Source organism: Streptomyces sp. NBC_01089 (genome assembly GCF_045162975.1).
GTDB lineage: Bacteria > Actinomycetota > Actinomycetes > Streptomycetales > Streptomycetaceae > Streptomyces.
Genome location: NZ_CP108660.1, coordinates 7,152,881 through 7,174,127 on the forward strand (window position 1 = coordinate 7,152,881; position 21,247 = coordinate 7,174,127).

The 21,247-nt window shown below is 71.7% G+C and carries 17 protein-coding genes; 7 read left to right on the top strand and 10 right to left on the bottom strand.

Features of this window, described 5'->3' with window-relative positions:
* Nucleotides 1-79: 79 nt before the first annotated feature.
* Nucleotides 80-1,096, top strand: a complete 1,017-nt coding sequence (locus tag OG510_RS32220) for a sugar-binding transcriptional regulator (RefSeq protein WP_164267829.1) — start codon at nucleotides 80-82, stop codon at nucleotides 1,094-1,096.
* 66 nt (nucleotides 1,097-1,162) lie between these two features.
* On the opposite strand, the gene OG510_RS32225 is transcribed toward OG510_RS32220, so the two are convergent.
* Together OG510_RS32225 and OG510_RS32230 are read right to left on the bottom strand one after the other, a co-directional pair.
* The gene (locus OG510_RS32225) at nucleotides 1,163-2,536 is read right to left on the bottom strand and encodes a cryptochrome/photolyase family protein (RefSeq protein ID WP_406141406.1); all 1,374 of its coding nucleotides are present in this window, start codon (nucleotides 2,534-2,536) and stop codon (nucleotides 1,163-1,165) included.
* Between the two features lie 77 nt (nucleotides 2,537-2,613).
* A complete protein-coding gene (locus OG510_RS32230) occupies nucleotides 2,614-4,158 on the bottom strand; it encodes an SDR family oxidoreductase (RefSeq protein WP_406141408.1) in 1,545 nt (514 codons plus the stop codon).
* A gap of 137 nt (nucleotides 4,159-4,295) precedes the next feature.
* On the opposite strand from OG510_RS32230, the gene OG510_RS32235 reads away from it, so the two are divergent.
* The 3 genes from OG510_RS32235 (at nucleotide 4,296) to OG510_RS32245 (ending at nucleotide 8,376) form a co-directional block, all read left to right on the top strand.
* Nucleotides 4,296-5,549: an NAD(P)/FAD-dependent oxidoreductase gene (locus OG510_RS32235; protein WP_406141409.1), complete on the top strand. Its 1,254-nt coding sequence runs from the start codon at nucleotides 4,296-4,298 to the stop codon at nucleotides 5,547-5,549.
* Nucleotides 5,550-5,826: 277 nt separating this feature from the next.
* Nucleotides 5,827-7,272, top strand: coding sequence for a GuaB1 family IMP dehydrogenase-related protein (locus OG510_RS32240; RefSeq protein WP_406141411.1), 1,446 nt, complete (start codon nucleotides 5,827-5,829; stop codon nucleotides 7,270-7,272).
* A 243-nt stretch (nucleotides 7,273-7,515) separates the two neighbouring features.
* Nucleotides 7,516-8,376 (top strand): RNA polymerase sigma factor SigF, encoded by an 861-nt coding sequence (locus OG510_RS32245; RefSeq protein ID WP_406142669.1) that lies wholly within the window; start codon nucleotides 7,516-7,518, stop codon nucleotides 8,374-8,376.
* Nucleotides 8,377-8,571: 195 nt separating this feature from the next.
* Here OG510_RS32245 and OG510_RS32250 read toward each other — a convergent pair whose 3' ends face one another.
* The 3 genes from OG510_RS32250 to OG510_RS32260 form a co-directional block, all read right to left on the bottom strand.
* Nucleotides 8,572-9,789, bottom strand: coding sequence for an IS110 family transposase (locus OG510_RS32250; protein WP_406134985.1), 1,218 nt, complete (start codon nucleotides 9,787-9,789; stop codon nucleotides 8,572-8,574).
* A gap of 355 nt (nucleotides 9,790-10,144) precedes the next feature.
* Complete coding sequence (locus OG510_RS32255) at nucleotides 10,145-10,516, bottom strand: ATP-binding protein (protein WP_406142671.1); 372 nt, start codon at nucleotides 10,514-10,516, stop codon at nucleotides 10,145-10,147.
* 165 nt (nucleotides 10,517-10,681) lie between these two features.
* Nucleotides 10,682-11,611, bottom strand: coding sequence for an NADP-dependent oxidoreductase (locus OG510_RS32260; protein ID WP_406141412.1), 930 nt, complete (start codon nucleotides 11,609-11,611; stop codon nucleotides 10,682-10,684).
* 85 nt (nucleotides 11,612-11,696) lie between these two features.
* Here OG510_RS32260 and OG510_RS32265 point away from each other — a divergent pair, with 85 nt between their 5' ends.
* The 3 genes from OG510_RS32265 (at nucleotide 11,697) to OG510_RS32275 (ending at nucleotide 15,090) form a co-directional block, all read left to right on the top strand.
* A complete protein-coding gene (locus tag OG510_RS32265) occupies nucleotides 11,697-12,278 on the top strand; it encodes a TetR/AcrR family transcriptional regulator (protein ID WP_406141414.1) in 582 nt (193 codons plus the stop codon).
* 188 nt (nucleotides 12,279-12,466) lie between these two features.
* Nucleotides 12,467-13,264, top strand: a complete 798-nt coding sequence (locus OG510_RS32270; RefSeq protein WP_406141416.1) for a carbon-nitrogen hydrolase family protein — start codon at nucleotides 12,467-12,469, stop codon at nucleotides 13,262-13,264.
* 116 nt (nucleotides 13,265-13,380) lie between these two features.
* Nucleotides 13,381-15,090 carry a flavin monoamine oxidase family protein gene (locus OG510_RS32275; protein ID WP_406141418.1) on the top strand — a complete coding sequence of 570 codons (1,710 nt, stop codon included), beginning with the start codon at nucleotides 13,381-13,383 and terminating at the stop codon, nucleotides 15,088-15,090.
* Between the two features lie 93 nt (nucleotides 15,091-15,183).
* On the opposite strand, the gene OG510_RS32280 is transcribed toward OG510_RS32275, so the two are convergent.
* The 5 genes from OG510_RS32280 to OG510_RS32300 form a co-directional block, all read right to left on the bottom strand.
* Complete coding sequence (locus tag OG510_RS32280) at nucleotides 15,184-16,116, bottom strand: LLM class F420-dependent oxidoreductase (RefSeq protein ID WP_406141419.1); 933 nt, start codon at nucleotides 16,114-16,116, stop codon at nucleotides 15,184-15,186.
* 69 nt (nucleotides 16,117-16,185) lie between these two features.
* Nucleotides 16,186-16,890 (bottom strand): DUF5995 family protein, encoded by a 705-nt coding sequence (locus OG510_RS32285; RefSeq protein ID WP_406142672.1) that lies wholly within the window; start codon nucleotides 16,888-16,890, stop codon nucleotides 16,186-16,188.
* 95 nt (nucleotides 16,891-16,985) lie between these two features.
* Nucleotides 16,986-18,410 (bottom strand): uracil-xanthine permease family protein, encoded by a 1,425-nt coding sequence (locus OG510_RS32290; RefSeq protein ID WP_406141421.1) that lies wholly within the window; start codon nucleotides 18,408-18,410, stop codon nucleotides 16,986-16,988.
* A gap of 222 nt (nucleotides 18,411-18,632) precedes the next feature.
* Entirely contained in the window at nucleotides 18,633-19,781 is a 1,149-nt protein-coding gene (locus OG510_RS32295) for a PP2C family protein-serine/threonine phosphatase (protein ID WP_406141422.1), read from the bottom strand.
* A 197-nt stretch (nucleotides 19,782-19,978) separates the two neighbouring features.
* Nucleotides 19,979-21,193, bottom strand: coding sequence for an MFS transporter (locus OG510_RS32300; RefSeq protein ID WP_406141423.1), 1,215 nt, complete (start codon nucleotides 21,191-21,193; stop codon nucleotides 19,979-19,981).
* Between the last annotated feature and the right edge of the window lie 54 nt (nucleotides 21,194-21,247).

Here is a 21,247-nt window from a genome sequence, read left to right on the forward strand (position 1 = left end):
CTGATCAAGTGGTGCCGGGTCTGACAGGATGGCGGGTCCGGGAGTGAACAGCAGTAGTGAGGAGATCGCGGTGTCTGCAATGTCGGCGGGCAGATCAGCCCTGCGGATGGGACCCGCGGAGCTGGTGCAAGCGGCGGCCATGGCCCGTCGCTTCTACCTGGAGGGAAAGTCCAAGATCCAGATCGCCGAGGAGTTCGGCGTCAGCAGGTTCAAGGTCGCCCGCGTCCTGGAGACGGCCCTGGAGCGCGATCTCGTACGGATCGAGATCCGGGTCCCGGCCGAGCTGGACGCCGAGCGCTCCGACGCGCTGCGCGCCCGCTACGGGCTGCGCCACGCGGTCGTCGTGGAGTCCCCGGCGGACGCCGCGGACGACGCCCCCGACCCGGAGAACCTGGGCGAGGTCGCCGCCGACCTGCTCGGCGAGCTGGTGACCGAGGGCGATGTGCTCGGCCTCGCCTGGGGGCGCTCCACCATCCACATGGCGGCGGCGCTCAATGTGCTCCCGCCGTGCACGGTGGTCCAGCTGACCGGTGTGTACGACGCGGGGACCGCCGAGCGCGGCTCCGTCGAGGCGGTACGGCGTGCCGCCCAGGTGTCCGGCGGAGAGGCGCACCCGATCTACGCGCCGATGCTGCTGCCCGACCCGGCCACCGCCGCAGCGCTGCGCAACCAGACCGGTATCGCGCGCGCCTTCGAGTACTTCGACAAGGTGACGGTCGCCGCGGTGTCCATCGGCTCCTGGGAGCCGGGCATCTCGACGGTCCACGACATGCTCAGCGACGCCGAGCGTGCGCACTACGCCTCGCTGGGCGTCGCAGCGGAGATGTCCGCGCACCTCTTCGACGCCGAGGGGCGGCGGGTCGGCCGCGACCTGGGCGAGCGGTGCATCACCGTCGAGGCCGACCGGCTGCGCCGGATCCCGGAGGTCGTGGCCATCGCGGGCGGCCAGCGCAAGGCGGCCGCGATCGGCGCCGTCCTGAAGTCGGGCCTGGTCACCAGCCTGGTCACCGACACGGCGGCCGCCGACTTCCTGCTGACGGAGACCGGTCCAGGACCGCGCCCCGCACTGGACCGCGCGGACCCCGACGGGGTCTGAACCGGCACGGCGACGGGGTCCGAACCGGTACGGCGGCCGTGGCCGGCGGGCCCGCCGCACCCGCGGTCAGTCCCGGCCGCGGGCCTGCTTGAAGCGGGCCAGCCCTTCGGAGAGTTCGAGCAGGGGCCCGGGGTAGTCGTACGCGGCACGCTCGGGTCCCCCGAGCTTCCACGGCTCATGGACGGCCGCCCCGGCGAGACCCGACAGCTCGGGCACCCAGCGGCGCACGTAATCCCCCTGCGGGTCGTACCGCTTGCCCTGGGTCACCGGGTTGAACACCCGGTTCGGCCTGCTGTCCGTGCCGGTGCCCGCCACCCACTGCCAGTTGAGCTGGTTGTTGGCGATATCGCCGTCCACCAGCAGCTCCAGGAAGTGCCGGGCGCCGACCCGCCAGTCCACGTACAGGGTCTTGGCGAGGAAACTCGCGGTGAGCAGGCGCCCCCGGTTGTGCATCCAGCCCTCGTGCCGCAGCTGCCGCATCGCGGCGTCGACCACCGGATACCCGGTGCGCCCCTCCTTCCAGGCGGTGATGTCGCCCGCGGCTGACCGCTCGGAACGCCAACGGTCGTGCTGCGAGCGGTAGTCGGCGGAAGCGGCCGCCGGGCGCGCGGTCAGCACCTGGTGGTGGAAGTCCCGCCAGCACAGCTGCCGTACGAACGCCTCGGCGCCCGCGCCGCCGCTGCGGGTGGCACCGCGCACCAGCTCGACGGGGGAGAGGGTGCCGAAGTGCAGATGCGGCGAGAGCCGTGACGTCAGGTCGCCCGGCAGATCGTCGTGGCGGTCCTCGTATCCGGCGAGTCCGTTCCGCCGCCAGGCCGACCAGCGGGCCCGCCCCTCGCGCTCGCCGCCCGCGGCGAGCCCTTCCGAGACCCCGGCGACGGCGGTGCGGGACGGCAGCCGCTCCGAGCGGGCGGCCTCCGGCACCCGTACGGTGCGCGGCGCCCCCTGGACGGTGCGCAGCCGCTCGTCCGACCAGCGCCTGAAGTACGGGGTGAAGACCGCGAAGTGGTCCGAGGCGGCCGGGGAGACCGCGCCCGGCGGCACCGCGGTGATCACCGCGTCATGGACGCACAGCCGTCGCCCGTCCGCCTCCAGTGCCGTACGCAGCCGCTCCTCCCGGCGCTGGGCGTACCCGCTGACCCCGGCCGCCATATGCACCTCGGCGGCGCCCGTCTCGGCGGCCACCCGGCAGACCTGGGCGGTCACGGCACCCGACCGTACGACGAGCCGGCCGCCGCGCTCCCGCAGCCCCGCGTCGAGGTCGGCCAGGCAGTCGGCCAGGAACGCCCTCCGGTTGGGTGCGGCGAAGCCCGCCGACTCGATGGCCTCGTCACGGACGAACAGCGGCACCACCTCGTCCGCCGCCGCGAGCGCGGCGCGCAGCGGCGGATTGTCGTGCAGCCGGAGGTCGGATGTGAACAGGGCGACCGCCACGGTCATGCGCCACTCCTCGGGTTCGTCGTCGGGTTCGTCGTCGGGTCTGTCATGGGGTGCGTCGCCGGTTCCGTCCGCGGATGTCAGCGGCCGGTGGCGGCAGGCTGCCGGCCTGCCCGGCTCGCGCGGTCGGCCGCCCCGGCGATATTGCGGGCCATCCCGCCGAAGACGAGGGAGTGGAACGGCGCGACACTCCACCAGTACGCGTGTCCGAGCAGCCCCCGGGGGTGGAAGAGGGCGCGCTGCCGGTAGCGGGTACGCCCCTGCCCGTCCCGGTCCACGGACATCTCCAGCCAGGCGAGTCCCGGCAGCCGCATCTCGGCCCGCAGCCGCAGCAGCCGCCCCGGCTCGATCGCCTCGACCCGCCAGAAGTCCAGCGAGTCGCCGACCCTGAGCCGCTCGGCGTCCCTGCGCCCGCGGCGCAGCCCGACCCCGCCGGCCAGCCGGTCAAGCCAGCCGCGCACCGCCCAGGCGAGCGGGAAGGAGTACCAGCCGTTCTCGCCCCCGATGCCCTCGATGATCCGCCAGAGCGCCTCGGGGGACGCGTCCATGGTGAGGCCGCGCCGGTCCGTGTAGAGGCTGCCGCCCGCCCAGTCGGGGTCGGTGGGCAGCGGATCGCTCGGGGCGCCGGGCAGCGAGGCCGACGACCAGCGGGTGGTGACATCGGCGTCCTGCACCCGCTGCAGCGCCAGCTGGAGCGCCCTGCCGAAGGTGAGCGGCACGCCGGGCCCGTCCGGCACATACCGCGCGATGTCGTGTTCGCGGCATACGACTTCGTACCGCAGCGACTCGGCCAGCGGCCTGGCCAGCGCGCGCGGGACGGGGGTGACCAGCCCGATCCAGTGGCTGGACAGGCGCGGGGTGAGCATCGGGACCGGCAGGATGAGCCGGTGCGGGAGGCCGGCGACCTCGGCGAACCCGCGCATCATGTCGCGGTACGTCATGATGTCGGGGCCGCCGATGTCGAAGGCGCGGTGCACATCGTCCGGCATCAGCGCGCTGCCCACCAGATACCGCAGCACGTCCCGGACGGCGATCGGCTGGATCCGGGTGGAGACCCAGCTCGGGGTGACCATGACCGGCAGCCGCTCGGTGAGGTACCGCAGCATCTCGAAGGACGCGGAGCCGGAGCCGATGATGACGGCGGCCCGGAGCACGGTGACCGGCACCCCCGCTTCGAGCAGGATGCGGGCCACCTCGGCCCGTGAGCGCAGATGCGGCGAGAGCTCGCGCTCCGGTACGCCGTCGGGGGTGAGGCCGCCCAGATAGACGATCCGCCGTACCCCGGCGGCCCGCGCCTGTTCCGCGAAGATCCTGGCCGCCCTGCGGTCCGTCTCCTCGAAGCCGGAGCCGGTGTTCAGCGCGTGCACCAGGTAGTACGCCACATCGATGCCGCGCAGGGCCGCGGCCACCGAACCGGCGTCGGTGACATCTCCCCGTACGGCTTCCGCCCGTCCGGCCCAGGGGTGGTCGCGCAGTTTCTCCGGGGTCCTGGCCAGACAGCGGACGCGGTGACCCGCGTCGAGCAGTTCGGGCACCAGCCGGCCGCCGATGTAGCCCGTCGCGCCCGTCACCAGGCAGTGCAGTGCGGGTGTGCGGGGTGCGGGTGCCGCTTCACCTTCGCTCATGGAAGCCTCCGGGTCCTGTGGCGTGCGACGGTTCTCCCATCGTTCACGTCCTGGCCCGTTCCTGCTTCCCCACCAGCGAGAGAAATGCGTCGGGAGGACGTGTACTGAAGACCGGACGAGCGAAGGGCTGACACCCCATGACCGACCACCGGGGCCCGCACCGCGACGTCATCGTGATCGGCGCGGGTCTTGCCGGCCTGGCCTGCGCGGCGGATCTGTGCCGGGAGGGCCTGTCCGTGAGCCTGCTGGAGGCGTCGGACACAGCCGGCGGCAGGATGCGCACGGACCGGCACGAGGGGTTCCTCCTCGACCGCGGCTTCCAGGTGTTCAACACGTCGTACCCCCAGGTCAAAGAGCGCATGTGGCTCCGGGGACTGCGGCTGCGCCCCTTCACCCCGGGAGCCCTGGTGTACACCCCTTCGGGGCGGCTGCGGTTCAGCGACCCGACCCGGCGGCCCGGCGTGGCGGTGGACCTGCTGTCGCTGCGGCCGGTCGCCGGCCGCCGTGACCTCCTGACGCTCGGGCTGCTCTCCGCTCGTGATCTGTTCGGTCCGGTGAGCGCGGTGAAGCACGCGGCGGACCGTACGACCCGCACGGCGCTCGCCGACGCGGGGATCTCCGAACGGCTTGTCGATGTGTTCTTCCGGCCCTTCCTGTCCGGTGTCTTCCTGGAGGACAGCCTCGAAACCTCGTCCCGCTTCTTCCATCTGGTCTGGCGCAGCATGCTCCGCGGCACCCAGTGCCTGCCGGCCGCCGGGATCGGCGCGGTACCGGCCCAGCTCGCGGGCGCGCTGCCGCCCGGCGTGCTGCACCGCGGCACCCCGGTGCGCGCGCTCACGGACGCGGGGGTCGGGCTGCCGGACGGTACGGAGCTCCAGGCGCCCCGGGTGGTGGTCGCGACGGGGCCGGAGGCGGCGGCCCGGCTGCTGCCGGGACTCGCGGTCCCCGAGACCCGTACGGTCACGACCTACTACCACGCGGCCCCGCACCCGCCGCTGCACGAGCCGACCCTGGTGGTCGACAGCGCGCGGCGCTTCCTCAACACCTGCGTACTGAGCGAGGTCGCCCCCACCTACGCGCCGGCCGACCGCTCCCTGATCTCCACCTCGGTCCTCGGCTCCGGGGGGCCGGGGGAGGAGGAGCGGCTGCGCGGCGCGCTGGCCGATGTGTACCGGACCGACACCTCGTCCTGGGAACTCCTCGCCCCGTACACGGTGGAGGGGGCCCTGCCCGCCATGACCGCGCCGTGGCCGCTGAGCCGTACGACGCGGGTGACCCCGGGGCGCTATGTGTGCGGGGACCACCGCGCCACCGGGTCGGTGCAGGGGGCGCTGGCCTCCGGGGCGCGTGCGGCGCGCGAGGTGCTCGCGGACCGGGGCGGCCCGCAGTGACGGGGGTGGGGACCGGAGTGAGCAACAGGGCGAGGACGGTGGTGGGGGCCCGGCGTGAGGCCCGGGGTGCGCCCCGCGTCCGCCGTAGCAGCGGCTTCGGCGGAAGCTACGAGACCGACCGCCCCCTCCCTGGTGGAAGCCACAGAAGAGGGGGCGGGCATTCGCCACCTGGGGCCCCATCGGCGATGATGGCCTAGGAGCCGCAGCCTGATCCTGTGCCGGACGGCGCTGACTTCCCGCCCGCCCATTCTGTATAACCGCAGGTGAGAGAGTTAGTATGCGTTTCCTCAATGACCTGAAGCCGCCGTACGACCTGACGTACGACGATGTGTTCATGGTGCCGAGCCGCTCCGCTGTCGGCTCCCGTCAGGGCGTCGATCTGTCCGCCCCCGACGGCACCGGCACCACCATCCCGCTCGTCGTCGCGAACATGACGGCCATCGCGGGCCGCCGGATGGCCGAGACCGTCGCCCGGCGCGGCGGCCTGGTCGTCATCCCGCAGGACATTCCGATCGAGGTCGTCACCGACGTCATCTCCTGGGTGAAGACACGTCACCACGTCCTGGACACGCCCATCGTGCTCGCGCCGACGCAGACCGTCGCCGACGCGCTGTCCCTGCTGCCCAAGCGCGCGCACAACGCGGGCGTCGTCGTGGACGAGGACGGCAGGCCCATCGGTGTCGTGACCGACGAGGATCTGGCGGGTGTCGACCGTTTCACCCAGCTGTCCGAAGTCATGTCGTCCAAGGACCTGGTGCTGCTCGACGCGGACATCGACCCCCGTGAGGCGTTCAACCGGCTCGACGGCGCCAACCGCCGCTACGCCCCGGCCGTCGACGCGGACGGCAGGCTGGTCGGCATCCTGACCCGCACGGGCGCCCTGCGCGCCACCCTCTACAGCCCGGCCGTCGACGCGAACGGCCGGCTGCGCATCGCCGCCGCCGTCGGTATCAACGGCGATGTCGCGGGCAAGGCCAAGCAACTGCTCGACGCCGGTGCCGACACGCTCGTCGTGGACACCGCGCACGGCCACCAGGAGTCGATGATCGCCGCGGTGAAGGCGGTGCGGGCGCTCGACCCGCAGGTGCCGATCGTGGCGGGCAACATCGTGGCCGCCGAGGGCGTACGCGACCTCATCGAGGCCGGCGCCGACATCATCAAGGTCGGGGTGGGCCCCGGCGCCATGTGCACCACCCGGATGATGACGGGCGTGGGCCGCCCGCAGTTCTCCGCCGTCCTCGAATGCGCCACGGAGGCACGGAAGTTCGGCAAGCACGTCTGGGCCGACGGCGGGGTCAGGCACCCGCGTGACGTGGCGATGGCGCTGGCCGCCGGTGCGTCGAACGTCATGATCGGCTCCTGGTTCGCCGGGACGTACGAGTCCCCGGGCGACCTCCAGCAGTCCGCCGACGGCCGCTGGTACAAGGAGTCGTTCGGCATGGCGTCCGCGCGCGCCGTCCGCAACCGTACGAGCGAGGAGTCGGCCTACGACCGCGCCCGCAAGGGCCTGTTCGAGGAGGGCATCTCCACCTCGCGGATGTTCCTCGACCCGGCCCGCCCGGGTGTCGAGGACCTGATCGACTCGATCATCGCGGGCGTCCGCTCCTCCTGCACCTACGCGGGTGCCGGCTCCCTGGACGAGTTCGCCGAGAAGGCGATCGTCGGGGTGCAGAGCGCCGCCGGGTACGCCGAGGGCCAGCCGCTGCACGCCAGCTGGGGCTGACAGCACCGACGACGACACCGAGCCGGTCCCCGCCCACGCGGGGGCCGGCTCCTCGCGTTTCCGGCGCCCGAGTGCCGGCGGGCGGTGGCTCGTGGCTGGTGACGCTTTGGCCGGATTCCGGTGTATGGAGCGGTCCGCAACGGGTAGCCGGGACCTGCGGAAGCTGTCGGAGAACGAGAGAGGGAGTACACCGTGCCCCTGGCGACCACAGCCCCGACCGGATCCCCAGCCCCGACCGGTTCCATGGCCCCGACCGGACTCGCCCCGTACGCCGACCACCCGCCCGGCCGCGCTCCGGGGCGGCTCCCGTACGTGCCGGACCCCTCGAAGGTCGCGCCGTACGACGCACGCGAACTCTCCCGGCTCTTCTTCGCCACCCTCGGCACCGCGGACGAGGGCACACCTGAGCATCAGTACGCGCGCAACACCCTGATCGAGCTGAACCTCTCGCTCGTCAGGTTCGCGGCCACCCGCTTCCGCAGCCGCTCTGACCAGATGGAGGACATCGTCCAGGTCGGCACCATCGGGCTGATCAAGGCGATCGACCGGTTCGAGCTGTCCCGCGAGGTGGAGTTCGCGACGTTCGCCATGCCGTGCATCCTCGGCGAGATCAAGCGCTTCTTCCGCGACACCAGCTGGTCCGTCCACGTCCCCCGGCGCTTCCAGGAGCTGCGGATCACCCTCGCCAAGGCGTCCGACGAACTGTTCCAGACCCTGGACCGTTCCCCGACCCCGGCCGAACTGGCCCGGCACATCGGGCTGGACGAGGAGGAGGTCATCGAGGGGCTGGTCGCCGCCAACGGCTACACCGCCGGTTCCATCGACTCCACCGTCGATGACGGGGCCGAGAGCGGCGCCCGGACACTGGCCGACCGGCTCGGCGAAGCCGACAGCGGTCTGGACCTCGTCGAGAACCTCACCGTGCTGAAACCGCTGATAGCCCGGCTCGGCGTCAGGGACCGGCGCATTCTGCGGATGCGGTACGGGGACGAGCTGACCCAGTCGCAGATCGGTGCCGAACTGGGCATCTCCCAGATGCATGTGTCCCGGCTGCTGGCCCGGATCACCGCGCAGCTGCGGACGGGACTGCTCGGCCAGGAGTGACCGCGGAACCGATCGCGGAACTGACCGCAGGCCAGGGACGAGCAGGTGTGCCGGGCGGCGGACAAGACCGGGACAAGCCGGTGTGCCGGGCGGGACAGGACTGAGACGAGCCGTTGTGCCGGGCGGGGGGGGGTGCCTCTATGTCTTTCGTCAAGGCACCCTTGTCGGGTTTGGGGTGGTTCAGGGTTGCTGGGGTTATGCGGCGAGTTCGATGTTCTTCGGTGTCCGCGATTCGTAGAAGGTGCCGTCGCGGAGCATGGCGAACAGGACGCTGATGCGTTGGCGGGCGAGGCGGAGGAGGGCCTGGGTGTGGGTCTTGCCGCGGGCGCGTTGCTTGTCGTAGTAGGCGCGGGAAGCCGGGTCGGCGTTCATGCAGGCGAAGGCGGAGAGGAACATCGCGCGTTTGAGCTGCCGGTTTCCGCCTCGGGGTGCGTGTTCGCCGTGGATCGAGGTGCCTGATGACTTCGTCGTCGGCGCGAGGCCTGCGTAGGAGGCGAGGTGGGCGGCTGTGGGGAAGCTGGTGCCGTCGCCGACGGTGGTCAGCAGGACTGCGGCGGTCCTGACGCCGACTCCCGGCATCGAGGTCAGGACCGGGGAAAGAGGGTGGGCCTCCAGCAGGGCGTTGATCTGGGCTTCCATCGCCCTGCGCTGGGTGTGCACGGCGGTCAGGGAAGCGGCCAGGGAAGGGACGACGATATCCAGGGTGCCAGTGCCGGGGACGACGACGGTCTGCTCGTCGAGCGCGTCGAAGACCTCGTCGATCAGTCGCTGTGCCATGCGGGGGGCTTTGGGGCGGATCAGTTCCACGAGTCTGCGGCGGCCTGCCTTGCGCAGGGCGGCCGGGGAGCCGTAGCGCTCCAGGAGCCAGGTGACGGCCTGGTGGTCCAGACGCGGTCCCAGGACGCGTTCGAGGCTGGGGTGGAACTGGGTGAGCAGGCCGCGTATCCGGTTGCTGGTGCGGGTGGCCTCGGCGGCGAGGTCCTGGTCGAAGCCGGTCAGCACGGTCAGTTCGGCGGTGATCTCGTCGGTCAGTTCCAGCGAGCGCAGGGTGTGCGGCATGGTCCGCGCGGCATCGGCGATGACGGCTGCGTCTTTGGCGTCGGTTTTGGCTTCGCCGGGGTAGAGGTCGGCGATCCGGCGCATGGCCAGGCCGGGCAGGTAAGCGACCTGGCAGCCGGCGTCGCGGGCGACGGTCAGTGGCAGGGCGCCGATGGAGGCGGGCTGGTCCACGATGACCAGGACAGTGCCGAACTTCACGGTCAGCCTGTCGAAGACGGCCCGCAGTTTCGGTTCGCTGTTGGGCAGCGGCTTGTCGAAGACCTTCTTCCCGGCCGGGGTCAGTCCGTGGCCGTGGTGAGCGGTTTTACCGACGTCCAGGCCGAGGAACACGCCCACGTCACCGATCTCGAACATCGTTCCCTTTCCGGGGTATTGACGGTGCCGGCCTCGGCTCGGGTGTCGTGCTCGCGCATCCACGTTATGCAGACCTGCCGCCCGCGAACTGTCCGGCATTGCGCCGGACCGGACGGTGGCCGGACCTCTGATCAGCGTCTCCGACGAACACCCCCCGGGCCCGGTGAACACCACCCCCCAGGTCATACCTTCGACAGGGGGACACAGCCATGCCGAGCCCGGAGGCCAGCGGCCCCATTGCAGGACCACGAAAAACATAACGGGGGGCAGGACTGAGACGAGCCTGCGTGCCGGGGCCGGGCGGGGACAAGAGTGAGACCAGCCTGCCTGTCATGCTGCGGCAGGGCCCGCGGCCTCAGCCGACCGCAGGCTCCGCCGCCGGATGCGACCAGATCGCCCGGACCGTCTTGCCGGACGCGCGCGGGCTGACCTCGACCCGCCCGGCCAGACGCAGCACCATGTGCCACCCGAAGCCGCCGCCGCCGGTGAAGTCGGGCTCCCGGGCCACGGGGTGCGCCGGGCTGTCGTCGTCCATCTCCACCACCAGCACGCCGGGCTCGGCGCTCAGCCGCAGGTGCCACCAGCCCGCGGTGTGGCGGGCCGCGTTGGCGACGAGTTCGCTGATCACGAGCAGCACAGCGTCGACATCGGCCCAGGGGCAGTTCTGGGACAGAAATCGGCTGGCGGCATCGCGGGCCGTGGCGCTGTCTGCCAACGGCGAATCCATGACAACCACGGGCGGCTCCTCAGTCATCTCCCGCTCGCTTACCCCGCCTGCGCCAGTCCATCACTCCAGAATCCCGGGTTCGCCCCCAGCGGAATCGGAGGCGTCCGGCGGGGCCCGGAGTGAGCATGCGGACGGCGCGGGCGGGTGAGCGACCGCGAGCCCCGCTCACATGGTGATCACGACCTTGCCGTGGACGTGACGTCCGGCCTGCAGCGCCACCGCCTCACGCATCCGCTCGACCGGGAAGGTCGCGGCGACCGGCACGGTGATCGTACCGGCGAGGACCGCGTCGGCGATCCGCTCCAGGGAGCCGGGCTCCGCCTCGAACCCGCCGGTCGCGCGCACGCCGCCCGGCGGGTTGGGCCCCGCGGCGATCGTGGAGATCCGCTCGGGCGGCACACCGAGCGCGAGCGCGCTCTCGGCCGTCTCGGTACCGAACAGGTCGGTCGCCGCCGACACCCCGTCCGGAGCCAGGGCCCGTACCCGGTCGGCCAACCCGGCCCCGTATGCCACGGGTTCGGCGCCCAGCTCCCGCAGGAAGCCGAACGTGCTCTCCGACGCGGTCCCGATCACCCGGGCACCGGCGAGCCTCGCGAGCTGTACGGCGAACACGCCCACGCCGCCGGCGGCGCCGCCGATCAGGACGGTGTCGCCGGACCGCACGCCGATCGCGGCCAAGGCGGCCGCGGCGGCCAGACCGGCCACCGGGAGCGTGCTCGCCACCGTGTCGCTGATGCCGTCCGGGGTACGGAAGAGCCCGTCGGGCGATTCGGCGGGGGCTTTGAGCACCACGAAATCGGCCACGGCCCGGCCCAGCGCGCCTCCGTGGACCCGGTCGCCCACCGCGAAGCCCGTGGCACCTTCGCCGACCTCGTCCACGACGCCGGCGAAGTCGTACCCGAAGCCGGACGGCAGGGTGATGCCGAACCGCTGGGCCGCCTCGGGCTGCGAGGCGAGGATCCAGTCCATCGGGTTCAGGGCGGCGGCCGCCACCCGGACCCGGACCTCGCCAGGTCCTGCGTGCGGCTCGGGGACCTCGCGCAACTCCAGTACCTCGGGCCCTCCGAACGTCTCGTGGATGACAGCTCGGCTCATGGGAAACCTCCTGCGGACAGAGTGATGGGACTTGGTCTCATCGACCCTACATGAGTGACGGGACCAAGTGCCGTACGCTGTTCCCATGGCCCGCTGGCAACCCAACGCATCAGAGCGACTCGTGCTCGCCGCCCTCGAACTCTTCGCGGAGCGGGGCTACGAGAACACGACGGTGATCGACATCGCGGAGCGGGCAGGGCTGACCAAGAGCACCTTCTTCCGGCACTTCCAGGACAAGCGGGAAGTCCTCTTCGGCGGGGACAGGATGGCCACGCTGCTGGCCGGGGCGATCGCCGCCGCGCCGGACGGCGCCACCCCGATCGAAGCCGTGGGCCACGCCCTGGACGCGGTCGGGAGGGACGTCTTCACACCCGAGCGCCGTGAGTTCGCCGCCCGGCGGTACGCGGTGATCGCCGCCAACCCGGAACTGCGGGAACGCGAGGCGCTGAAAGGGCTCGGCCTCACCGCTTCGATGGCCGATGCGCTCGAACGCCGCGGCGTCCCCGCGCTGGCCGCGCGCGTCACCGCGGAGCTGGCCGCGCTCGCCTCGAAGATCGCCTACGAGCGCTGGAGCGGCATGACCGGCGACGACGGGTTCGGCGACGTCGCCCGCCGCACCCTCGGCGAGGTGCGGGAGGCCGGCGCCGTCTCCCTGTCGCTCCGCTGAACCCGGCGGCACGCGACGGGCCCCCGCCCACGCAATTCACCATCCGCGCAACGGATCACCATCCGGGGGCTCCGAGACGCAACGAATCGTGCGGACATGCGCAATGGACGTGGCTTGTCCCCATGGAGCAGCTGACCGTACCGTCGGTCTGTCCCCAGAATCCCCTTCTGTACCGTCCGAGGTCTGCCATGCCGCCGCTGCGCACCGCCCTGCTCCAGAGTTCCGGCCGTCCCGGCGACGTCGCGGCGAATCTCACCGCGCTGGACGAGGCGGCGGCCGACGCCGCGGCCTCCGGCGCGGGGCTGCTGGTCGCCCCCGAACTGTTCCTGACCGGGTACGCGATCGGTGACGACGTGCCCCGGCTGGCCGAGCCCGCCGACGGTGCGAGCGCGCGGGCCGTCGCGGACATCGCCGTACGCCACGGCATCGCGGTGCTCTACGGCTACCCCGAGCGCCACGGCGAGCAGCTCCACAACGCGGCGCAGCTGATCGGTGCCGACGGCAGCCGCCTGGCCAACTACCGCAAGACCCACCTCTTCGGCTGCTTCGAGCAGCAGTGGTTCACACCGGGGGACACCCCGGTCGTCCAGGCCGAGCTGGCCGGGCTCCGGATCGGGATCATGATCTGCTACGACGTGGAGTTCCCGGAGAACGTCCGCGCGCACGCCGTCGCCGGTACCGATCTGCTCCTGGTACCCACCGCGCAGATGCACCCCTTCCAGTTCGTGGCCGAGTCCCTGGTGCCGGTCCGGGCCTTCGAGAACCAGCTGTACATCGCGTACGTCAACCGGACCGGCCCCGAGGGCGAGTTCGAGTTCGTCGGCCTCAGCTGCCTGGCCGGCCCGGACGGCGCCGTACGAGCCCGCGCCGGACGCGGCACGGAGCTCGTCACCGGCGACGCGGACCCCGAACTGCTGCGGGCCTCACGCGAGAACAACCCGTACCTCCGCGACCGCCGCCCGGCCCTCTACCGCTCGCTGGTCTGAGCCCCGCGCGCACCCGCCGCCTCCACTTCTGACTTCTGCGGCCCGCCTCAGCCGCTCACCTCAGCCGCTCACCTCAGCCGTTCCTGCGGCTTTTCCGTGCAAGGAGCCCGTACCCCATGACGTCCACGGTGCCCACCACCGCTGTCCAGCACGCCGACGGTCAGCCGCCGATCACCATGTTCGGACCGGATTTCCCCTACGCCTACGACGACTTCCTCGCTCACCCGGCGGGGCTCGGCCAGATACCGGCCACCGAGCACGGCGCCGAGGTCGCCGTGATCGGCGGCGGGCTCTCGGGGATCATCACCGCGTACGAGCTGATGAAGATGGGCCTCAAGCCGGTGGTCTACGAGGCGGACCGGATCGGCGGGCGGCTGCGCACCGTGGGCTTCGACGGCTGCGACCCCTCGCTCACCGCCGAGCTGGGCGCGATGCGCTTCCCGCCGTCCTCCACGGCGCTCCAGCACTACATCGACCTGGTGGGACTCGAAACCCGGTCCTTCCCCAACCCGCTGGCGCCCGGCACCCCTTCGACGGTGGTCGACCTCAAGGGCGAGTCGCACTACGCCACATCCGTGGACGACCTCCCGCAGGTCTACCGCGATGTGATGCACGCCTGGAACACCTGCCTGGAGGAGGGCGCGGACTTCTCCGACATGAACCGCGCCCTGCGCGAACGTGACGTGCCGCGGATCCGGGAGATCTGGGCGCGGCTCGTCGAGCGGCTCGACGACCAGACGTTCTACGGCTTCCTCTGCGGGTCCGAGGCGTTCGCCTCCTTCCGGCACCGGGAGATCTTCGGCCAGGTCGGCTTCGGTACCGGCGGCTGGGACACCGACTTCCCCAACTCCATCCTGGAGATCCTCCGGGTCGTCTACACCGAGGCGGACGACCACCACCGGGGGATCGTCGGGGGATCCCAGCAGCTGCCGCTGCGGCTCTGGGAACGCGAACCGCAGAAGACCGTCCACTGGCCCTCCGGTACCTCCCTCGCATCGCTGCACGGCGGGGAGCCCCGCCCGGCGGTGACCCGGCTGCACCGCACGGCGGGCAACCGCATCACCGTCACCGACGCGTCCGGGGACATCCGCACCTTCCCGGCCGCGGTCTTCACCGCGCAGTCCTGGATGCTGCTCTCCAAGATCGACTGCGATGACGCGCTCTTCCCCATCGACCACTGGACGGCGATGGAGCGGACCCACTACATGGAGTCGTCCAAGCTGTTCGTCCCGGTGGACCGGCCGTTCTGGCTCGACGAGGCCCTGGACGACAACGGGAATCCCACCGGCCGCGACACCATGTCGATGACGCTCACCGACCGGATGACACGCGGCACCTATCTGCTGGACGACGGCCCGGACAAGCCCGCCACCATCTGCCTCTCGTACACCTGGTGCGACGACAGCCTCAAGTGGCTGCCGCTCTCCGCGCACGAGCGGATGGAGGTCATGCTGAAGTCGCTCGGCGAGATCTACCCGAAGGTGGACATCCGGAAGCACATCATCGGCAACCCGGTGACCGTCTCCTGGGAGGACGAGCCCTACTTCATGGGCGCGTTCAAGGCCAACCTGCCCGGCCACTACCGCTACCAGCGGCGGCTGTTCACCCACTTCATGCAGGACCGGCTCCCCGCGGACCGGCGCGGGCTGTTCCTCGCGGGCGACGACATCTCCTGGACGGCGGGCTGGGCCGAGGGCGCCGTGCAGACCGCGCTCAACGCGGTCTGGGGCGTCATGCACCACTTCGGCGGTACGACCGACGCGTCCAACCCGGGGCCGGGCGACCTGTACGACGAGATCGCGCCGGTCGAACTGCCCGAGGACTGAGGGCCGAAGCCCGCCGCCCGCAGGCTTCTGCCCGGACAGGTCCCGCAGGGAACGGGTCCCGCTGGGTCGGATCCCGGCAGGTTTTCCGCCCGGTCAGATCCCGGCCGCGCGGGCCGCCGCGTACACCTCGGCCGCCACGTCCGTCAGTTCGTGCGCGTCGCGCTTCGTGCTCTGGAGGTCGAGCAGGAACTCGGTGGCCACGCCGGTCTCCGCATGGGCCGCCAGATCCTCGACGATCTGCGCGGTGCTGCCGTGGAACGGCCTGCGGTCCCCGCCCTCGTACGGCTTGACGCTGTGTGTCGCGTTGACCCGGACCGTCACGGTCAGCGGCCGCTCGCGGCCCCGCTCGCCCGCCAGGTCCTGGATCCTGCGCCACTCATCGGCCAGGGCGTCCGGGCCCAGGGCGACCGGCATCCAGCCGTCCGCCCGGTCGACCAGCCGCCGGAGCGCGCGCGGGCCGCCGGCGGGCAGCTGGACCGGGATGGGGCGGGCCGGTTTGGGGCCGACCTCGGCGGGCGCGATCGTGGTGAACTCCCCTTCGTACGCGACCGGGTCGGGGCCCCACACCGCCCCGAAGACATCGAGCAGTTCGTCCAGGAACGCGCCACGCTTCTCGAACGGGGCCACGGCCGCCGCCGCGTACTCGTCGCTCGACCAGCCCGTCCCGATCCCGGCCACGACCCGGCCGCCGCTCGCCGCGTCGAGCGAGGCGAGGGAGCGGGCCAGCTGGAAGGGCACATGCAGTGGCGCCACCAGCACACTGGTGCCCAGCCGCGCCCGGCCGGTCGCCGCCGCGGCCAGGGTCAGGGTCACCAGCGGATCGGCCACCGAGCGGTACTGATCGGGCCAGGGGAGCCCCGGAACCCCGTACAGCCCCTGGGTCGCCGGCTCCGGGAAGAGGATCCGCTCGAAGACCCACAGCGACTCGAAACCGGTCTCATCGGCCGCCCGCGCCACCGCCGGGACGTCGCGCCCGATGGAGTACTGCTTCATCTGGGGAAGACCGAGACCGAGCGGGATCGCCATGGTGTGCTCCTTCGTACGGGTGGTCGGCACAGGGGGTGCGCCGGTGCCGTCGGGTGGGTCACGGGTGGGTCAGTGCAGGGGAGTGAGCAGATACCGGCCGACCAGGCCGGCATTCGCGTCCATCCCCGCAGTGAACTCCTCGGCGAGTGCCGGTAGTTCCCGCAGGCTCCAGAGAATCCGGGCGGCCGACCAGGCGGCGTCGCGGGCCCGCTCCAGACTCCATGAGCCGATCAGATGGGTGAGCGGGTCGACGATCTCCAGGAGGTCGGGCCCCGGCATCAGGTCCTCGCGGATCCGTTCCTCCAGCCGTTCCAGGATCGCGCCCACCCGGTGGAAGTCGCCTTCGAGAGCGGCGGGTTCACAGCCGAGCAGACGGCAGGAGTCGGTGACGGCGAGCGCCAGATCGTGACCGATGTGTGCGTTGATGCCCGCGAGCGCGAACTGCAGCGGCCGTACGCCGGGATGGTGGCGGTACTGGAAGAGCGGCCGCCAGCACGCGGGCGGCCGGTGTCCCGCGGCCACCGCGTCGACCGCGGCCAGATAGCGCTCGGCGAACACCACATCGAGGGTGGTGGCGCCGCGCGGATCGGGGAACTGCCGTCCCTCGATGCGCTGTCCGACCTCCTCGGTGACCGTCAGATAGACGTTGTTGAAGACCGCCACCCCGTCCGTGGCCGGCCACGACGCCCGCAGGGCGCGCATCCTGGCCGCCACACCGTCGACCGAGTGCCCGGCGGGGACGGCCGGGGCCACGCGCTGTTGTGTCTGTGCCATGTCCGTCTGTGCCATGGGGGCAGCCTGGCAGCAGCGGGCAACCGGACGGCGGCATCACGCCCGTACGTCCTCAGAACGGGCGAAAGGGGAAGCCCTCAGGCGTCGTCGCCCGGCTCGGGTCCCGTACCGGGCTCGGTCGCTTCGTACGACGAGGTGCCCGAGTCCAGCAGCGGCGTCTGGGACTTGAGGTGCGGCGGAGCCATGGCGCGCAGCGCGTGGTAGCCGGTGATCACCACGATGGTGCCGAGCGCGATCCCGCTCAGCTCGAAGTTGTCCGTGATCTTCAGTGAGACACCGCCGACGCCGATGATGATGCCCGCGGCCGCCGGTACCAGATTCAGCGGATTGCGCAGATCCACCTTGCCGTTGATCCAGATCTGGGCGCCGAGCAGCCCGATCATCCCGTAGAGGATCACGGTGATCCCGCCGAGCACACCGCCCGGGATCGCGGCCACCACGGCACCGAACTTGGGGCAGAGGCCGAAGAGCAGCGCGAAGCAGGCCGCGGCCCAGTAAGCGGCGGTGGAGTACACCCGGGTCGCCGCCATCACGCCGATGTTCTCGGAGTACGTGGTGTTCGGGGGGCCGCCGAGACCGGTGGAGAGCATGGAGGCGACACCGTCGGCCGCGATGGCGGTGCCCAGTTTGTCGTCCAGGTTGGAGCCGGTCATCTCTCCGACGGCCTTGACGTGCCCGGCGTTCTCGGCGATCAGCGCGATGATGACGGGCAGCGCGACGAGGATCGCCGACCACTGGAAACTCGGGGCGTGGAAGGACGGCAGTCCGACCCAGTCGGCCCGGCCCACCCCGGAGAGGTCGAGACGCCAGTGGTCGGTGACCTTGCCGGCCGAGTCGACCGAGTGGATCTTCCCGAACACCTGGTCGGAGAGCCAGGAGAGGGCGTATCCGAATACCAGCCCCAGGAAGATCGCGATCCGCGACCAGAAGCCGCGCAGACAGACGACGGCAAGACCGGTGAAGAGCATTACCAGAAGGCCCGTCCACTGGTCCTGCGGCCAGTACGTGGACGCGGTCACCGGTGCCAGGTTGAAGCCGATCAGCATGACGACGGCGCCGGTGACCACCGGCGGCATCGCCGCGTGGATGATCCGCGCGCCGAACCGCTGGACGGCGAGACCCGCCGCGAAGAGGACCGCACCGACGACGAAGACCGCACCCGTGACGGTGGCGCTGCTGCCACCGGCGGCGCGGATGGTCGCCGCGACGCCCACGAAGGAGAGCGAACAGCCCAGATAGCTGGGGACCCGGCCGCGGGTCGCGAGCAGGAAGATCATGGTCGCGACGCCGGACATCATGATCGCGAGGTTCGGGTCGAGACCCATCAGGACGGGCGCCACGAACGACGCGCCGAACATCGCCACGACGTGCTGCGCACCGAGTCCTGCGGTACGCGGCCAGGTCAGCCGTTCGTCGGGGCGTACGACAGCCCCCGGAGCGGGGGTCCTCCCGTCGCCGTGCAAGGTCCAGCGCACGCCGAGGCCGCCCATGATCGCTCCCATTCGTTCAGTTCTCTGCTGATTCTCTGTCTCGCCTGGCAGCTGTTCGTGCACTTCGCGGCAGAAATGGCCACAGCAATGTTAATCCGGACGCTGAGCCTCCCTTTACCGCCGGGCAGCGGCCGGTGATCGGGGGGAGCCGAAGGCACGGGGCAATACTGAGGAATCATGCTCAGCGCCATCGCGGACGTGGCCTGCGGCTGAGCCGAGCCGGGGGTACCGCCGCTACGCCTCCTGGTGCGGGGCGCGGCGGACGGTGAGGACCGCCAAGTCGTCCTGCTGCGACCCTGCGGTGAAGTCACGTACGTCGTCGACGAGTGAACCGATGAGCCGGCCGACGCTGATGTCGACGCGGCCCGCAAGGCGCGTCTCCAGTGGGTAGAAGGTGCCGTCGGGCGAACGGGCCTCGGTCAGACCATCGGTGCACAGCAGCAGCGTGGCCCCCGCAGGGAACGAGAACCACTCCACTGTGCGCGGTTCGTCGACCAGGTTCGCCAGGCCGAGCGGCACATGCTCGTTCTCCGCGCCGACGGCAGTGACGACGTCGTCCTCGACCAGGTAGGGCGGGATGTGGCCACAGGTGATGACCTGGGTCTCGGTGCCCGCGCCCACACCCAGGACGAGCGCGGTGACGAACCGTTCCGGCTCGCCGCGCTGGGCCGCGTAGTCGTTGTGGCGGACGACCGCCGCCTCGAGCGCGTCGATGAGCAGGGTCATCGTCGGCTCGCGGTGGGCGGCCTCGCGGAAGGCCCCCACCATGTCGATGGCCATGCCGATGGCGGGCAGCCCCTTCCCCTGGACATCTCCGATCAGCACCCGGGTGCCCCAAGGGGTGGCCGCCACGTCGTAGATGTCGCCCCCGACGAGCTTGTCCTGCTGCAGTGGCTCGTAGACACCGTCCACGAGAACGTCGTCGGTGAGCACCGGCAGCGGCCGCAGGATCTGCCGCTGCATCGCGGCTGCGGTCGACCGCAGCCGTACCAGCGCCCCCTCGCGCGCGATGCGCATCCGGGAGCTGTAGACGGCCAGCGCGCCGAAGCCGATGGCGAACAGCGCCAGGATCACCCGGTCGACGAAATGCTCCTCGGACCGGATGAACACCGGCACGATGACGAAGGCGGTCACCCAGGCGGAGACCAGTGCCGTCTGGCGCGGTGTGCACAGCGCCGCGGCGAACGCCGGCAGGAACACCAGCAGCCCGAGAAGGAAGACCGCGGCCCCGGTCAGCAGGACGAGGGCGACCCCCACCGCCGTCGTGGCCACCGTCGCCCAGACGACATTGCGGGTGGACGGCGTATGAATGGCGGTGTCGTCGTCGCTGTGGTCCGCCGGGCCGGGTACCGAGGGCAGTACCGCACGCAACGAGCGGACCATGCGGGCATCCTCCAGCGGCACTTGTGGTCGGGCCGGTGCGAGCGCCGCACGCGGCGGCAGACGGCCTCGATCATTCACTCCGGCCGGGGAGCCGGCGGGAGGCTGGCCGCTGCCGTGCTGAAGTGCGCCCGTACGAGTGGCGCGATGCGCGGAGCGGGTACGGGGTTCGCCGGCGCCGATGGCATGGAAGCGGGCATTCAGGGCCGCGGGGCGTCGGCCTCCGCGCCGGCCGCACCGGTCTCGGCCACCACCCGGTGTGTCTGGCGCAGCACACCGGCCGCCAGCACCAGACCGAACGCCAGCACCGTGACCAGGATGAACGACCCCACCAGCGAGGTCGCGTTGGCGATGCCGCCGATCGCCGACGGCGCGATGAGTCCCGATGTGTACGTGATGGTCGCGACGCCCGCGATGGCCTGGCTGGGATTGGGTCCGCTCCGCCCGGCGGCCGCGAACGCCAGCGGGACGACCACCGCGACCCCCAGCCCGATCAGCGCGAAACCGCCCATCGCGGCCAACGGGTTGGGTGCCAGCACGACCAGCAGCCCGCCCAGCGTGGCCAGGACCCCGCCGCTGCGTACCGTCCGTACCGCGCCGAACCGGTCGACCACCCGGTCCCCGGCGAGCCTGGCCACCGCCATGGTGAGCGAGAAGGCGGTGGTGGAACCGGCCGCGACGCCCGCCGATGTGTCCAGCGTGTCCCGCAGGAAGACCGCCGACCAGTCGAGGCTCGCACCCTCCGCGAAGACCGCGCAGAAGCCGACGGCGCCGATGACCAGCGCGGATTTCGGCGGCAGCGCGAAGCGCGGCGGCGGTGTCTCCTCCGAGGTGCTCCGCAGGTCCAGCACTCCCTGGCAGGCGGCGAGTCCCAGCACGGTGAGGGCCGCTGCGGCGATGCAGTGGTGGAGCCTGGCGTCGCTGCCCAGCTGGGCAGCGAGCGTGCCGGCGGCCGAGCCGATCAGCGCGCCCGCGCTCCACATGCCGTGCAGCCCGGACATGATGGACCGGCCGAGCCTGGTCTCGGTCTCCACCCCCAGCGCGTTCATCGCCACATCGGCCATGCCCGCGGCGGCCCCGTAGAAGAAGAGCACCGCGCAGAGCGTGACCAGGTTCGGCGCGAACGCAGGCAGAGCCAGCGCCAGCGTCCACAGCGCGAGCAGTCCGCGCAGCGCGTTGCGGGCCCCGAACCGGTGGGTGATCGCACCCGACACCGGCATCAGCAGCGACGACCCGATCGCCGGAAAAGCCAGTGCGAGGCCGAGCTGACCCGCGCTCACCCCCGCGTGCTCCTGGATCCATGGCACACGGGTCGCGAAGCTGCCGGTCACCGCGCCATGGACGCAGAACACGGCAGCCAGGGCATACCGCGCCCGCCGCACCCTCCGCAGGCCGAAGCCCGCCTCGCCGGTCATGCGCCCTCCCGAGCCTGGTGTCCTGTCCTTACCCCTGCCACGGCTCCCGGTACC

What these genes read in the sequence shown, in the direction of transcription:
- OG510_RS32300 (WP_406141423.1), bottom strand. Translation starts at nt 21,193, where the DNA reads ATGACCGGCGAGGCGGGCTTCGGCCTGCGGAGGGTGCGGCGGGCGCGG.
- OG510_RS32280 (WP_406141419.1), bottom strand. Translation starts at nt 16,116, where the DNA reads ATGGCGATCCCGCTCGGTCTCGGTCTTCCCCAGATGAAGCAGTACTCC.
- OG510_RS32285 (WP_406142672.1), bottom strand. Translation starts at nt 16,890, where the DNA reads ATGGCACAGACACAACAGCGCGTGGCCCCGGCCGTCCCCGCCGGGCAC.
- OG510_RS32295 (WP_406141422.1), bottom strand. Translation starts at nt 19,781, where the DNA reads ATGGTCCGCTCGTTGCGTGCGGTACTGCCCTCGGTACCCGGCCCGGCG.
- OG510_RS32260 (WP_406141412.1), bottom strand. Translation starts at nt 11,611, where the DNA reads ATGAGCCGAGCTGTCATCCACGAGACGTTCGGAGGGCCCGAGGTACTG.
- OG510_RS32270 (WP_406141416.1), top strand. Translation starts at nt 12,467, where the DNA reads ATGCCGCCGCTGCGCACCGCCCTGCTCCAGAGTTCCGGCCGTCCCGGC.
- OG510_RS32250 (WP_406134985.1), bottom strand. Translation starts at nt 9,789, where the DNA reads ATGTTCGAGATCGGTGACGTGGGCGTGTTCCTCGGCCTGGACGTCGGT.
- OG510_RS32275 (WP_406141418.1), top strand. Translation starts at nt 13,381, where the DNA reads ATGACGTCCACGGTGCCCACCACCGCTGTCCAGCACGCCGACGGTCAG.
- OG510_RS32220 (WP_164267829.1), top strand. Translation starts at nt 80, where the DNA reads ATGTCGGCGGGCAGATCAGCCCTGCGGATGGGACCCGCGGAGCTGGTG.
- OG510_RS32240 (WP_406141411.1), top strand. Translation starts at nt 5,827, where the DNA reads ATGCGTTTCCTCAATGACCTGAAGCCGCCGTACGACCTGACGTACGAC.
- OG510_RS32290 (WP_406141421.1), bottom strand. Translation starts at nt 18,410, where the DNA reads ATGGGAGCGATCATGGGCGGCCTCGGCGTGCGCTGGACCTTGCACGGC.
- OG510_RS32235 (WP_406141409.1), top strand. Translation starts at nt 4,296, where the DNA reads ATGACCGACCACCGGGGCCCGCACCGCGACGTCATCGTGATCGGCGCG.
- OG510_RS32225 (WP_406141406.1), bottom strand. Translation starts at nt 2,536, where the DNA reads ATGACCGTGGCGGTCGCCCTGTTCACATCCGACCTCCGGCTGCACGAC.
- OG510_RS32230 (WP_406141408.1), bottom strand. Translation starts at nt 4,158, where the DNA reads ATGAGCGAAGGTGAAGCGGCACCCGCACCCCGCACACCCGCACTGCAC.
- OG510_RS32265 (WP_406141414.1), top strand. Translation starts at nt 11,697, where the DNA reads ATGGCCCGCTGGCAACCCAACGCATCAGAGCGACTCGTGCTCGCCGCC.
- OG510_RS32245 (WP_406142669.1), top strand. Translation starts at nt 7,516, where the DNA reads ATGGCCCCGACCGGACTCGCCCCGTACGCCGACCACCCGCCCGGCCGC.
- OG510_RS32255 (WP_406142671.1), bottom strand. Translation starts at nt 10,516, where the DNA reads ATGGATTCGCCGTTGGCAGACAGCGCCACGGCCCGCGATGCCGCCAGC.